This window comes from Corynebacterium sp. HMSC072G08, assembly GCF_001809185.1.
Classification (GTDB): domain Bacteria; phylum Actinomycetota; class Actinomycetes; order Mycobacteriales; family Mycobacteriaceae; genus Corynebacterium; species Corynebacterium phoceense.
Genome location: NZ_KV796420.1, coordinates 37,380 through 51,105, shown reverse-complemented (window position 1 = coordinate 51,105; position 13,726 = coordinate 37,380). Strand labels below are relative to the sequence as shown.

The 13,726-nt window shown below is 65.7% G+C and carries 12 protein-coding genes; all 12 read left to right on the top strand.

Annotated elements, in window-relative coordinates; genetic code table 11:
- Positions 1-10: 10 nt before the first annotated feature.
- Positions 11-1,237, top strand: a complete 1,227-nt coding sequence (gene metK / locus HMPREF2559_RS05110; RefSeq protein WP_066493180.1) for a methionine adenosyltransferase — start codon at positions 11-13, stop codon at positions 1,235-1,237.
- 27 nt (positions 1,238-1,264) lie between these two features.
- Positions 1,265-3,295, top strand: a complete 2,031-nt coding sequence (locus HMPREF2559_RS05105; RefSeq protein ID WP_066493183.1) for a primosomal protein N' — start codon at positions 1,265-1,267, stop codon at positions 3,293-3,295.
- Between the two features lie 448 nt (positions 3,296-3,743).
- On the top strand, positions 3,744-4,241 hold the full coding sequence (gene def, locus HMPREF2559_RS05100; RefSeq protein WP_070539752.1) for a peptide deformylase: 498 nt from the start codon (positions 3,744-3,746) through the stop codon (positions 4,239-4,241).
- A gap of 26 nt (positions 4,242-4,267) precedes the next feature.
- Positions 4,268-5,215 carry a methionyl-tRNA formyltransferase gene (fmt, locus tag HMPREF2559_RS05095; protein ID WP_068801796.1) on the top strand — a complete coding sequence of 316 codons (948 nt, stop codon included), beginning with the start codon at positions 4,268-4,270 and terminating at the stop codon, positions 5,213-5,215.
- Positions 5,212-6,756, top strand: a complete 1,545-nt coding sequence (locus HMPREF2559_RS05090; protein WP_070539750.1) for an RsmB/NOP family class I SAM-dependent RNA methyltransferase — start codon at positions 5,212-5,214, stop codon at positions 6,754-6,756. Before fmt ends, HMPREF2559_RS05090 begins: the two co-directional genes overlap by 4 nt.
- 40 nt (positions 6,757-6,796) lie before the next feature.
- Positions 6,797-7,462, top strand: a complete 666-nt coding sequence (rpe, locus tag HMPREF2559_RS05085) for a ribulose-phosphate 3-epimerase (protein WP_068801794.1) — start codon at positions 6,797-6,799, stop codon at positions 7,460-7,462.
- On the top strand, positions 7,462-8,481 hold the full coding sequence (ribD, locus tag HMPREF2559_RS05080; RefSeq protein ID WP_066493192.1) for a bifunctional diaminohydroxyphosphoribosylaminopyrimidine deaminase/5-amino-6-(5-phosphoribosylamino)uracil reductase RibD: 1,020 nt from the start codon (positions 7,462-7,464) through the stop codon (positions 8,479-8,481). Before rpe ends, ribD begins: the two co-directional genes overlap by 1 nt.
- A gap of 124 nt (positions 8,482-8,605) precedes the next feature.
- On the top strand, positions 8,606-9,241 hold the full coding sequence (locus HMPREF2559_RS05075; RefSeq protein ID WP_066493193.1) for a riboflavin synthase: 636 nt from the start codon (positions 8,606-8,608) through the stop codon (positions 9,239-9,241).
- A gap of 30 nt (positions 9,242-9,271) precedes the next feature.
- Positions 9,272-10,531 carry a bifunctional 3,4-dihydroxy-2-butanone-4-phosphate synthase/GTP cyclohydrolase II gene (locus HMPREF2559_RS05070; protein WP_066493196.1) on the top strand — a complete coding sequence of 420 codons (1,260 nt, stop codon included), beginning with the start codon at positions 9,272-9,274 and terminating at the stop codon, positions 10,529-10,531.
- A gap of 12 nt (positions 10,532-10,543) precedes the next feature.
- Entirely contained in the window at positions 10,544-11,032 is a 489-nt protein-coding gene (gene ribH / locus HMPREF2559_RS05065) for a 6,7-dimethyl-8-ribityllumazine synthase (protein ID WP_066493198.1), read from the top strand.
- Between the two features lie 20 nt (positions 11,033-11,052).
- The gene (locus HMPREF2559_RS05060) at positions 11,053-11,595 is read left to right on the top strand and encodes a PH domain-containing protein (protein WP_066493202.1); all 543 of its coding nucleotides are present in this window, start codon (positions 11,053-11,055) and stop codon (positions 11,593-11,595) included.
- Between the two features lie 8 nt (positions 11,596-11,603).
- A complete protein-coding gene (gene uvrC, locus HMPREF2559_RS05055; RefSeq protein WP_066513350.1) occupies positions 11,604-13,718 on the top strand; it encodes an excinuclease ABC subunit UvrC in 2,115 nt (704 codons plus the stop codon).
- Positions 13,719-13,726 lie beyond the last annotated feature (8 nt).

Sequence of the window (13,726 nt, the reverse complement as noted above, 5' to 3'; positions counted from 1 at the left end):
CACACATAACGTGACGAATAACGCCGTGACCGCGACCCGACTCTTTACGTCTGAGTCGGTCACTGAAGGCCACCCCGATAAAATCTGTGACGCCATTTCCGACACCATCCTCGACGCCTTGCTCGAGAAAGACCCCCACGCCCGCGTCGCCGTGGAAACCCTCGTAACGACCGGCCAGGTCCACGTCGTGGGCGAGGTTTCCACGACGGGCTATGTCGAAATCCCGCAACTCGTGCGCAAAACCCTCGTCGACATCGGATTCATCTCCTCCGACGTCGGATTCGACGGCACCACCTGTGGCGTCAACGTCGCCATTGGCGAACAGTCCCCGGAGATCGGCGCAGGCGTCGATGTCGCGGACGAGATTCGCTCCGGCGAGGCCGGTGACGACCTCGAGCAGACCGGCGCCGGCGACCAGGGCCTCATGTTTGGCTACGCCACGAACGAGACCCCGGAATTCATGCCGCTGCCTATCTCCACGGCTCACCACCTTGCACGCCGCCTCACCGCCGTGCGCAAGGAGGGCATCGTCCCGCACCTGCGCCCGGACGGCAAGACACAGGTCACCTTCGCCTACGACGAAGACGAAAACCCGGTGCGCATCGACACCATCGTCATCTCCACCCAGCACGATCCGGAGGTCGACCGCGAGTGGCTCGTCGAGCCGCTGCGCACCGAGGTCGTCGAGTACGTCATCAAGGCCAACGACCTTGATCGCTACTACGACGAGCAGACGAAGCTGCTCATCAACCCGTCGGGCTCCTTCATTCTCGGCGGCCCTATGGGCGACGCGGGCCTCACCGGTCGCAAGATCATCGTCGATACCTATGGCGGCATGGCCCGCCACGGCGGCGGCGCCTTCTCCGGTAAGGACCCGAGCAAAGTCGACCGTTCTGCGGCCTACGCCATGCGTTGGGTCGCGAAGACCATCGTCGCCGCTGAGCTCGCGGACCGCGCGGAGGTCCAGGTGGCCTACGCCATTGGCCGCTCCCAGCCGGTCGGCCTCTACGTCGAGACCTTCGGCACCGCCAAGAACGGGCTCACCGACGGCCAGATTCAGGCCGCCGTCAACGAGGTCTTCGACCTGCGCCCGCACAAGATCATCGCGGACCTTGACCTGCTGCGTCCGATCTACCGCGCGACCGCCGCGTATGGTCACTTTGGCCGCACCGACGTGAACCTGCCCTGGGAGGACACCTCGCGTGCGCCGCTGCTGCGCGCCGCCGCCGGTCTCTAGCTCCCGCACGCGCTAGAATCGAGCGCTATGCCTAAGAAAACACCCGCCGCCGTTGACCCGGTCGTGCGGGTGTTGCCGTTGTTGCGGGTGGCGCACTTGGACCGGGCGTTCGACTACTACGTCGACGAGGCGGAGTCCGAGGTCGCCCAACCCGGTGTTCGCGTGCGCATTCGCTTCAATGGCCAACTTCAGGACGGCATCATCCTGGCCCGCGGCGCGGAGACTGAATTCCAAGGAACGCTGCGCTTTATCGACCGCGTGGTTTCGCCATATCCCGTCTATACGGAGAAGCTCTCTGCTCTCGTGGAGTCGCTTGCCAAACGCTACGGCGGCGCGCGCTCGGATATCATTCGCGTGGCAATCCCGCCGCGCCACGCGAAGGCGGAAGAGTCAGATCTCACCACGCCATGGGAGGAACTCGGCGAGTCTGTCGAGCCTGACCTGTCCGGATGGTCCGCTTATCTCCATGGTGAATCCTTTGTCGATGCCGTCCTCGCCGGAAACGTCGCCCGCGCCGCGTGGCAGATCGCGCCCGGCGATGATTGGGCCAGCGCGCTCGCGGCCTTAGGCGCGAAGGTCGCCCGCGACGGGGGAGGAGTGCTCATGGTCGTTCCAAACCAGAAGTCCCTCGATCGTCTCGAAGCAGCTTTCCGCGCCGTCGTAGGCGCCAAGCAGGTCACCACGTTGGCGAACTCCTTGGGCCCTCAGGCGCGTTACCGACGCTACCTTTCGGCTCTCCAGGGCCAGGCGCGTATTGTGCTGGGCACGCGTTCTGCCGCCTTCGCACCTGTACACGACCTGCGATTGGCGGTCATCCTTGACGATGGCGACGATAACCTTGTCGATCCGCTCAAGCCTTACGTGCACGCCCGTGAGGTTCTCACAACGCGCTCCGCGTTGGAACATGCCAGCCTTATCCTCGCCGGCCATGCGCGCACGGCGGAGACCCAGCTCCTCGTCGAGTCTGGCTGGGCTCATGACCTTGTGGCGAGCGCCGCGACATTGCATGCCCGTTGCCCGCAGATTGCCGCGGTGGGCCGCTACGGCCTTACTATCTCCCGCGACATGCGCGGCGGCACGACCTCCGTGTCCGGCCCCGCGTACCAAGCCGCCCGTGGTGCGCTCGAACGCGGCGAACCCGTCCTAGTCCAGGTCCCACGTAAGGGCTACGCGCCCATCCTCTCGTGTGGCAACTGCGGCAACCCCGCTCGCTGTCGTCACTGTGGCGGCCCACTGGGCATGAGTCAGCAGGGCTCCGACCCTGAGCGCGGCTCGCTGCCCACCTGCGCCTGGTGCGGCCGCGTCGACGCCAAGCACCGGTGCACCGAGTGCGGATCGCCCAAACTCCGCGCCATCGTCCTGGGCACTGAGCGCACCGCCGAGGAACTCGGCCGTGCGTTTACGAAGACGCGGATCATCGTCTCCGGCGGTAACAAGGTGATAGACGAGATCCCGTTTAAGCCGGCGCTTGTGATCGCCACGCCCGGCGCCGAGCCCCACGTGGAGGGCGGGGAGCGCTACGGCGCAGCGTTGCTCCTCGAGCCCGGCGCGCTGCTTGGGCGCCAGGATATGCGCGCCACCGAGGACGCCCTCGATACGTGGGCGCATGCCGTCACCCTCGTGAGTCCTGCCATGAAGGGCGGGGAAGTGATCATTACCGCGGAGCCGGAGCTGCCCGTCGTCGACTACCTGTGCCGGTGGGACATGGTGGGCGCCGCGCAGGCGGAGCTCGCCGCCCGCCGTGAAGTGCGTTTCCCGCCCGCGGTCCACATGGCTGCCGTCGATGGCGCCCATGCTTCGCTCGAAGAGTTCTTACGCACCGCTGAACTTCCCGATCATGCCGAAGTCCTTGGTCCGGTCCTGCTGCCTGTCGGAGTGACCCCGCCGGGACAGTATGACGAGGAGAAGTACGGCCCGGCGCAACGCGTCCTCATTCGCATCCCGCTGGGGCCGCGTGCACAGCTGGGCACCGCGCTGCGGAAAGCGAATGCCGCTCGCAGCATCCGCAAAGACGACCTCCCGCTGCGTATCCAAGTAGACCCCATAAACATCGGTTAAATCGGAATAGGTTGTTTCTCAAGCTAATGGTGTTAATGACACCATGCATTTCACACGGTTTATCTTCACCCCCGTAGCGTGTGTTTGGCGTTTAATGAATAGCCTGGCATGGAATTGCGTCCGATAAGGACGAGCTGACCAACCCTGCGCCACCGTCTGGATGCTCATCCTTGTTGGCTTCGTGCTCGCCCTGGCTGGACTCTTCCTGGTCCGCCGCCGCAGCATCGACGCAGCAACGACGCAGCAGCCAGGCTGTACCCAGCCTGCGACGAGGTAGCAACTGGGCAACAACTCAGTTGTCGCGTGAGTCCACGCCGCCCTGCGAGTTTTCTCGAGAAGGAAGAGCCCACGGCGCGGGGCCGTCGCGCTTTTCGGGTCCGACGTGCACTATTCTGGTCACTTGACTGTCTATGACCAAAAACTATTACGCAGGAGAACGAGCAGCACCTTGAGCATTCGCGATATCCGCATCTACGGCGATCCGGTCTTGACCAGCATCGCCACGCCATTCGACACGTTTGATTCGAGTCTCGAGCGGCTCGCCAATGACATGTTCGAGACCATGGAAGACGCTGGCGGAGTGGGCCTGGCCGCCAACCAGATTGGGCTCACCAAGCGCATCTTCGTCTATGACTGCTCGCACGTGCAGCCGGGGATGCGTGGCGCGCTCATCAACCCCGTGTGGCAGCCGCTGGGGGACATGCTCCAGGTCGGCCCCGAGGGCTGCCTGTCCATTCCGGATATCTCGGCGGAAACTGTGCGCCATGAAACGGTGCGCGTCTCCGGCTTCGACGTCTTCGGCCGCCCCGTTGGCATGGCCGTCTCCGGACTCATGGCGCGTTGCGTTCAGCACGAGACGGATCACCTCGACGGCGTGCTCTTCCTCGACCGCCTCCAAGGCGACGTGCGCAAGCAGGCCATGGCCGAGGTCCGCGCCTCCGACTAGTTCAACGCGTAAAAAGGAGAACCCACATGCGACTGATTTTTGCTGGCACGCCCGAACCCGCCGTCGTGGCTTTAGAGAAGCTCATCGCCTCCGAGCACGAGGTCGTGGCCGTCATTACTCGTCCCGACGCGCGCCGGGGTCGCGGCCGCACGCTCCACCCCAGCCCGGTCAAGGCGCTGGCCATGGAGCACGGTATTGAGGTGCTTACGCCCACCACGCTGGGGCCCGGCACCGAGGACGGCCAGGCCCTGCGCGCCCGTCTCGCGGAACTCCAGCCCGAGTGCATTCCGGTTGTCGCTTACGGCAATCTCATTACCAAGGATCTCCTCGACGTGCCTACGCACGGTTGGGTGAATCTGCACTTCTCGCTGTTGCCCGCCTGGCGCGGCGCCGCTCCGGTCCAAGCCGCCATCGCCGCTGGCGATGACATCACGGGTGCCACCACCTTCCGTATCGACGAGGGGCTCGACACCGGCGTCGTCCTCGGCACGATGACCGAGGCTATCCGCGACACGGACACCGCTGACGATCTCCTCACGCGCCTGGCCCACGCCGGCGGCGATCTCCTTGTCGCGACAATGGACGGTCTCGCTGCCGGGATCATCGATCCGCGCCCGCAGGAGGGGGAGGCGACGTACGCGCACAAGATTACGACCGAGGACGCGCGCATCGACTGGTCGACGCCTGCCTTCGCCGTCGATCGCCACATCCGCGCACACACCCCAGGCCCCGGGGCCTGGACCATGTTGGGGGCGGATCGCATCAAGATTGGCCCCATCCAGCTTGCCGATGCCCCCTCGCCGCTGGCCCCAGGCCAGCTCGCCGTCACCAAGAAGGCAGTCTTCGTCGGAACAGCGACGGACACCGTACGCTTGGGGCAGATTCAACCGCCAGGAAAGAAAATGATGAACGCCGCAGACTGGGCGCGTGGTGCGCTCGCGGATGTCGAAAGTGGAGAGGTGATGTTCCAATGACCGGAGGATTCCGTTCCCGTTCGAAGTCGGGAGACAAGCCCAAACCCGAGCGCGACAACCGCGAACGGCGCGAGGAGCGCCGCGACCGTGGCCAGCGCCGCGATGACCACCGCGGTTCCCGTAACCGCGATCGCGGCAAGGGCCAGGGCCAGCAGCGCCGCGGCACTTCCCGTAAGCAGGCCGCCAAGGATTTCCTGCGCTCCGCGCGCCAGGTAGGCGTCGACGCACCGCGCGCCGTTGCCTTCGATACGCTGCTGCGTGTCGAGACCGATGACGCCTTTGCCAACCTCGTGCTGCCCAAGGCGCTGCGTAAAGCGAAGCTCGAGGGCCGTGACGCGGCATTTGCTACGGAACTGACCTATGGCACGCTGCGCGCCCTCGGCGTCCTCGATGCGGTCATCGCGCGCTGCGCGACCCGCGGTCTCGAGGCCATGGCGCGCGAGGTTCACACCGCGCTACGCCTGGGCACCTACCAAGTGCTCTACACCCGCGTGGAACCGCACGCCGCGGTCGACACGACGGTGCGCCTCGTCGAAGCCGCCGGGCACGAGCAGGCCAAAGGCTTTGCCAACGGCATCATGCGCACAATTACCCGCACGACTCCGGAGGCGTGGCTCAACCGGCTGGCTCCCGCCGGAGAAATTCCAGCGCTTGCGTTCAAGCATGCGCACCCGGCCTGGATCGCCGAGTCCTTCTCTCGCGTGCTCGGACTCGGTGAGCTCGAGGAGGCGCTCGATGCTGACTCACAGCGCCCGCTCGTCCACCTCGTGGCCCGCCCCGGCGAAATTTCCGCCGAGGAACTCGCGCTTATGACCGGCTTCGAGGAAGGCAAGTATTCGCCGTACGCCGTCTACATGGAGCACGGCGACCCGGGCGACCTCGAACCCGTGAAGCAGGGCCTGGCCGCGGTTCAGGACGAAGGCTCGCAGCTCATCGCCCGCGCCGTCGCGGAGGCCCCCATCGAGGGCACCGATGGCGGACGCTGGCTCGATCTCTGCGCTGGCCCCGGCGGCAAGGCGGCACTCATGGGTGCGCTCGCTCGTATCGAGGGTGCGCGCGTCGACGCCGTTGAGGTCTCGCCCCACCGCGCCGAACTCGTGCGTAAAACCACGGACGGCCTGCCCGTCGACGTCCATGTCGCCGACGGGCGCACACCGGACCTTGAGCCCGGCTTCGACCGCGTCCTCGTCGACGCGCCGTGCTCGGGCCTTGGCGCCCTGCGCCGACGCCCGGAGGCACGCTGGCGCAAGGAAGAAGAGGACATCGGAAAGCTCGCGCCCCTGCAGTTCGAGCTCCTGAGCTCGGCGCTGAACCTCGTGCGCCCGGGCGGCATCGTCGTGTACTCGACCTGTTCGCCGGACCTGCGCGAGACCCGCGCCATCGTCGACCGTGCCAAGCAAGAGCTCGGCGCCGTCGAGCTCGATGCGCACGAGCTCATCCCTGACATGGGGGACACCGGCCGTGAGCTGTCCGTGCAGATGTGGCCACACCGTCACGGCACGGACGCGATGTTCTTCGCCGCACTGTGTCGCGGGGCCTAAGTTCCCCGTGGCGCGCGGTCACGCACGCTAGACTTTAGGCATGTCTGAACCGATTATTGCGCCGTCCATTCTCGCCGCCGACTTCGCCCAGCTGGGCACGGAGGTCGCCTCCGTCGCCTCGGGCGACTGGCTCCACGTCGACATCATGGATGGCCACTTCGTGCCCAACCTGTCCTTTGGCCCAGACGTTACCTCCACGGTGGACGGTCTCACCGCGCAGGAGCTCGACGTGCACCTCATGATCGAGGAGCCGGAGAAGTGGGTCGAGACCTACGCCAAGGCCGGCGCGGATTGCATCATCTTCCACGTCGAGGCCGTCGCCAACGAGGAGGCCGCGCTGGCGCTCGCTCGCAAGATTCGCGATCTGGGCGTGCGCGCTGGGTTCTCCGTTAAGCCGGGCACGCCCATCGAGCCGTGGCTGGATAGGCTTGAGCACTTTGACGAGGTGCTCGTCATGAGCGTGGAGCCGGGCTTCGGCGGTCAGAAGTTTATGCCGGAGATGCTCGACAAGGTGCGTGCGCTGCGCTCGACGATTGATGAGCGCGGGCTCGACACGGTGATTGAGATTGACGGCGGCGTCTCCGCCGAGACCATTCGCGCCTGCGCCGAGGCCGGCTGCGACGCGTTCGTCGCCGGTTCCGCCGTGTTCAAGCAGGATGACCGCGCCGCGGCCGTCGCTGAACTGCGCGAGCTGGCGACCCTGTAGTGGCCTCGATTGCAGAGGCGCTCGCGCTCGCCAAGTCCGCGGGCCTGGGCGTCAAGGGCACGACGAGCCCCAACCCGCCCGTGGGCGCAGTGCTTGTCTCTCCGAACGGCGAGGTTGTGGGCGTAGGCGGCACCCAACCCGTGGGCGGGCCGCATGCCGAGGTCATGGCGCTGCGCGAGGCTGGGCCTTTAGCGGAGAGCGCAACGGCCGTCGTCACGCTCGAGCCGTGTTCGCATACCGGCCGCACCGGTCCGTGCGCGGTGGCGCTCGCGGACGCAGGCGTAGCGTCTGTCGTCTACTTGCATCCAGACCCGAATCCGCAGGCCGCAGGCGGGGCCGAGACTCTCGCCGCGCGCGGCATTCCAGCGCGCCTCGCATCCGTTGAGGAGCGTGCCGCGGCGGCGTCCGTCGAGGACGCCCTTGTCCCGTGGCTCGCCGCCATCCGGATGGGGCGCCCGCACGTGACCCTCAAGTTCGCGCAGACCCTCGACGGTCTCACCGCCGCGGTGGACGGCACGAGCCAGTGGATCACCGGCCCGGACGCGCGGGCGCACGTCCATGTGGACCGTACGCGTCGCGACGCCATCCTCATCGGCACAGGCACCGCTTTGGCGGATAATCCTTCGCTCACCGCCCGCCGCGCGGATGGCTCGCTCTACGCGGCACAGCCGCGCCGCGTCGTGGTGGGCGCGCGTTCACTTGAGGGGCGTGCCGCGCACCTCGAGGAGCTCGGCTTTGAGCAATACGCCTCGCCGTCCGCGGCGCTGGACGCGCTGTGGGAGTCTGGGGCGCGGGACGTGCTCGTCGAAGGCGGCGCGGGGCTTGCGAGTTCCTTCGTGCAGGAGGGATTCGTCGACGCCGTGCGCGCGTATATCGCGCCGACGTTGCTTGGGGCCGGGCGTGGCGTGTTTGCCGAACCGGTCGCATCGACTCTGACGGATGCGTTGGCGTTGCGGCGCACCCGCGTGGAGGAACTGGGTGCGGATCTCGTCGTGGATTTCACGGTCGAGCGGTCGTAGTTGCCGAAAATTGTCGAGAAAGTCGTTCGCAGAAGACGATTTTTGGCAGCCACGTAGGGAACGAACCGGAATAGGACGCCCACAGCGGCGTTGGAAGAATCGAATTGATTAAAGGAGCTTGGGATTGTTTACCGGATTGGTGGAAGAGGTTGGCCGCGTGAGCGCGATGGAGCCGCAGGGCGATGCGATGCGTCTGAGCCTCACGGGTCCGCTCGTGACGAGTGATGCGGAACTCGGCGCATCCATTGCCGTCAACGGCGTGTGCTTGACCGTCGCGACGCTGGACGGCGACACGTTTACGGCCGATGTCATGCAGGAGTCGCTCAACCGGACGGCGCTGGGGGAGCTCACCGTGGGCGCGCCGGTGAACCTCGAGCGCGCGCTGCTACCCACCACGCGCCTGGGTGGCCACATCATGCAGGGCCACGTCGACGGCACGGCGCGGTTGCTCAGCCGTACGCCGTCCGAGCACTGGGAGGTTCTGCGCTTCGAACTGCCGCGCGAGCTGGAGCGCTATGTCGTGGAGAAAGGCTCCATCGCAGTCTCCGGTACGTCGCTCACGGTCGCGGCTATCTCCCAGCCAGGGGCGAGCGAGCCGTGGTTTGAGGTCTCCCTTATTCCAGCCACGCTGCGCGAGACCATTCTGGGCGAGCTTACACCTGGCGCACGCGTCAACCTTGAAGTTGACGTGCTGGCCAAATACGTCGAGAAAATGCAGCTCACCGTGGATACAGCGGACATGCACCCCGAAAGTAAGTAGTACGAGCGTTCCAGACTAGAGTTGACAGACATGAGTGAACAGAGCGTGCGCCTCGATACCGTCGAGGAAGCCATTGCAGATATCGCAGTCGGTAAAGCCGTCGTCGTCGTTGATAACGAGGACCGTGAAAACGAAGGCGACCTCATCTTCGCCGCGGAAAAGGCCACGCCAGAACTCGTCGCCTTCATGGTGCGGTATTCCTCCGGCTACATCTGTGCGCCGCTCACCCCGGATGACTGCGACCGCCTCAACCTGCCGCCCATGATGGCGAAGAACCAGGACGTGCGCGGCACCGCGTATACCGTTACGGTCGATCTCGCGACGGGCTCCACGGGCATTTCCGCGAAGTCGCGCTGCGAGACCATTCTCGCGCTCGCCAACCCCGAGTCACACCCGGGCGACTTCACGCGCCCCGGCCACGTGGTTCCGCTCGCCGCGCGCCCGGGCGGTGTACTGGAGCGCGACGGCCACACGGAGGCATCGATAGACTTGGCCCGCCTGGCAGGCCTGCGACCGGCTGGCGTGCTGTGCGAAATCGTCTCCGAGGAAGACCCCACGGACATGGCGCGCTCGCCGGAGCTGCGCCGCTTCGCCGACTCCCACGGCCTGAAGATGATCTCCATCGAGCAGCTCATCGAGTGGCGTCGCCACCACGAGAACCAGGTCGACCGCGTTGTCGAGACGCGACTGCCCACCGAGTTCGGCGAGTTCACCGCGCTCGGTTTCCGTAATATCCTGGACGGCCAAGAGCATGTGGCGCTCGTCGCGGGCGACCTCAAGGCCCTCGACGGCGCCGAGGATGTCCTCGTGCGCGTGCATTCCGAGTGCCTCACCGGCGACGTCTTTGGTTCGCACCGTTGTGATTGCGGCCCGCAGCTCCACGCCGCGCAGAAGGCAGTTCACGACGCCGGCAGCGGCGTCATCGTGTACCTGCGGGGCCAGGAGGGACGGGGCATCGGCTTGCTCAATAAGCTGAAAGCCTATGAGCTGCAGGACAACGGGCGCGACACTGTTGACGCCAACCTTGAACAGGGCCTGCCCGAGGACGCGCGCGAATACTCGGCTGCGGGCCAGGTCCTGCGCGACCTAGGCATCAAGAGCGTCAACCTGCTCACCAATAACCCGGCCAAGGGCGAGGGCTTGGCGGGCTTCGGCGTGGAGATTACCGGCCGCACCCCGCTGGAAATCGAGGCCAACGCCGATAATATTGAGTACCTGCGCACCAAGCGCGACCGCATGGGCCACGACCTACCGCAGGTCGCGCGCTGGGATGCGGACCACGCCAAGTAGAGGAGACCCACAATGAGCAAAGAAGGACTGCCCGAGGTCAAGGCCGTCGACGCGCAAGGAATGACCGTCGCCGTGGTCACCTCCACGTGGAACGCGGAGATCTGCGACCAGCTCGAAGCCCGCGCCATCGCGGCAGGCACGGAGGCTGGCGCCACCGTGGATTCCTTCCGCGTCGTGGGCGCGCTCGAGCTGCCTGTCGTTGTGCAGCGCGCAGCACAAAACTATGACGCAGTCGTGGCGCTCGGCTGCGTCATCCGCGGCGGCACCCCACACTTCGAGTACGTCTGCGACTCCGTCACGCAGGGGCTTACGCGCATTGCGCTCGATACCGGTAAGCCGATTGCCAACGGCGTGCTCACCACGAACGATCACCAGCAGGCGGTGGATCGCGCGGGCTTCGACGGCTCCGTGGAAGACAAGGGCGCGGAGGCCATGGTCGCCGCGTTGGATACCGTTGCCACCCTGCGTAAGGTAGAAGAGACCGCGCGCACGCGCGCCTAGCCCAGGAGACACTGCTACATATGACTGAACAGTCGAAAGACGCCCAGCGTCGCATCGAGCTCACGGATGAAGAAGTCCTGGAGTACACCGCCGCGGACCCGTTCGCGTCGACGTCCACCAAGCCGTGGGAGCTCACCTTAAAGTCCGCGTACCTGCGCAAGATCGCTATCATCTGCGTCATCGTCATCATGGCCGTTCATATCTTTATGGGCGTGACCGTCGGCTTGTCGTATACCGGCGCGTCGGTGACGACGATCGACCGCTTCGCCTACCCGGGCGTGGGCATTATCATTTCCTTCTTCGTGTGGCTCATGCTCACTCGTCCGCGCCTGCGCGCGAATTCGGACGGCGTGGAGGTCCGCAACCTCGTGGGCACGCGTTTCTACCCGTGGCAGCTCATCTATGGCCTGTCCTTCCCGGAGGGCTCGCGCATGGCACACATCGAGCTGCCCAACTTCGAATTCGTTCCCGTCTGGGCCTTGCAGTCCGGCGATAAGGCCACCGTTATCCGCGACGTGCAGGCCTTCCGCGACCTTGAGGCCGATTACATGCCGGAGGATTAAGCCTCTCTATGGCCGACCCCACCACGTACCGCCCGGCGCCGGGGGCTATCCCCACGGACCCGGGCGTTTATAAATTCCGTGACGACAACCGGCGCGTCATCTACGTCGGGAAGGCGAAGAATCTTCGCGCGCGCCTGTCCAACTACTTCCAGGACATTACGCAGCTCCACCCGCGCACCCGCCAGATGGTGCTCACTGCTGCGAGCGTGGAGTGGACCGTCGTCGCCAGCGAGGTCGAAGCCCTCCAGCTCGAGTACACGTGGATCAAGCGCTTCGACCCCCACTTCAACGTCATGTACCGCGACGACAAGACGTACCCCATGCTGGCCGTCTCCGTTGGGGAGCAGATTCCGCGTGCCTTCTTCTATCGCGGCCCGCGCCGCAAGGGCGTGCGCTACTTCGGACCGTATTCCCATGCGTGGGCTGTGCGCGAGACCCTCGATCTATTGACGCGCGTGTTCCCCATGCGCACGTGCGCCAAGGGCGTTTATAACCGTCACCAGACCCTCGGCCGCCCATGTCTCCTTGGCTACATTGGCAAGTGCGATGCCCCGTGCATCGGCCGCGTGAGCCCCGCCGAGCACCGCGAGACTGTCAATAACCTGGTCTCCTTCATGAACGGCAATACCGCGCCGGTTACGCGTCGTCTCACCAAGGAGATGGAAGAGGCCGCGGAAAGCCTCGAGTTTGAGCGTGCCGCCCGCCTGCGCGACGACTTGGGTGCCATCAATAAAATTATGGAGCAGCAAGCCGTCGTCTTCACCGACGGCACGGACGCGGACCTCATTGCCGTCGAGACGGACGAGCTCGAGGCCGCCGTCCAGATTTTCCACGTCCGCGACGGGCGCATCCGCGGCCAGCGCGGCTGGGTCGTGGACAAGGTCGGGGACCAGGCCAGCTCTGAGCCCCTCGAGGAGGGCCAGCCAGACCCGGCGGTCGGCGCCGTCATCCAGAACTTCCTCATCCAGTTCTACTCCGATGCCGTCGAGCGTCAAGCCCAGGAGGACGCCGAGGACGCCAAGCTTGCCGATGCCCCCTCCACCGCGTTGCCGTCGCCCGAGGGCGCCTCCGCGCCCCTCGAGGGAGACTTCGCACGCCGCGGCGTCGACCAAGCCTCCCACGAGGAGGCAAAGAAGGTGCAGGTCATCCCACGCGAAATCCTGGTCCAGGCCATGCCGGACGAGGCCACGGAAGTCCAAGAGCTTCTGGAGCGACTGCGCGGCACCCATGTCTCGCTGCGCGTGCCGCAGCGTGGCGACAAGCGCGCGCTCATGGAGACCGTGCGCAAGAACGCGAAGGAACAGTTGCGCCAGCACAAGCTCAAGCGCGTGGGCGATCTCACCGCACGCTCGGCCGCACTCCAGGACATCCAAGAGGCGCTTGGCATGGAGCAGGCGCCGCTGCGCATCGAATGTACGGATATTTCGCATATCCAGGGCACGGACGTCGTGGCCTCCCTTGTCGTCTTCGAGGATGGCTTGCCACGCAAGTCGGATTACCGGCGATACCGCATCAAGGAAGCCGCCGGCGACGGCCACTCCAACGACGTGGGCTCTATCGCAGAGGTCACGCGCCGCCGCTTCAAGCGGCATAACGAAGACAAGCTGGCGAACCCCGACGAGGAAGTCGAGGAGTCCACGTTTAGTGACGAGGCCGTGGCGGAGGACTCCGCCGAGGCCGGTCGCCGTTTTGCCTACCCGCCGCAACTCTTCATCGTCGACGGTGGCGCACCGCAGGTCGCCGCGGCCCAGGAGGTCTTCGACGAGCTCGGCATCGTCGACGTCACCCTCGTCGGCCTGGCCAAGCGTCTCGAGGAGATCTGGGTGCCGGGGGAGGAGGACCCCGTCATTCTGCCGCGCAACTCCCAGGCGCTGTACTTGCTTCAGCAGGTCCGTGACGAATCGCACCGCTTCGCCATCACGTACCACCGCCAACAGCGCTCGAAGCGCATGCGCTCCTCCGTACTCGATTCCATCCCAGGCCTTGGCCCGCAGCGCAGGACCGATCTGGTCAAGCACTTCGGCTCCGTGAAGAAGCTGAAGCTCGCATCGGTGGAAGAGATTGGAGAAGTCAAGGGATTTGGTCCCAAATTGGCGCACACTGTCTACGAACACCTTCATTAGAGCGCGCG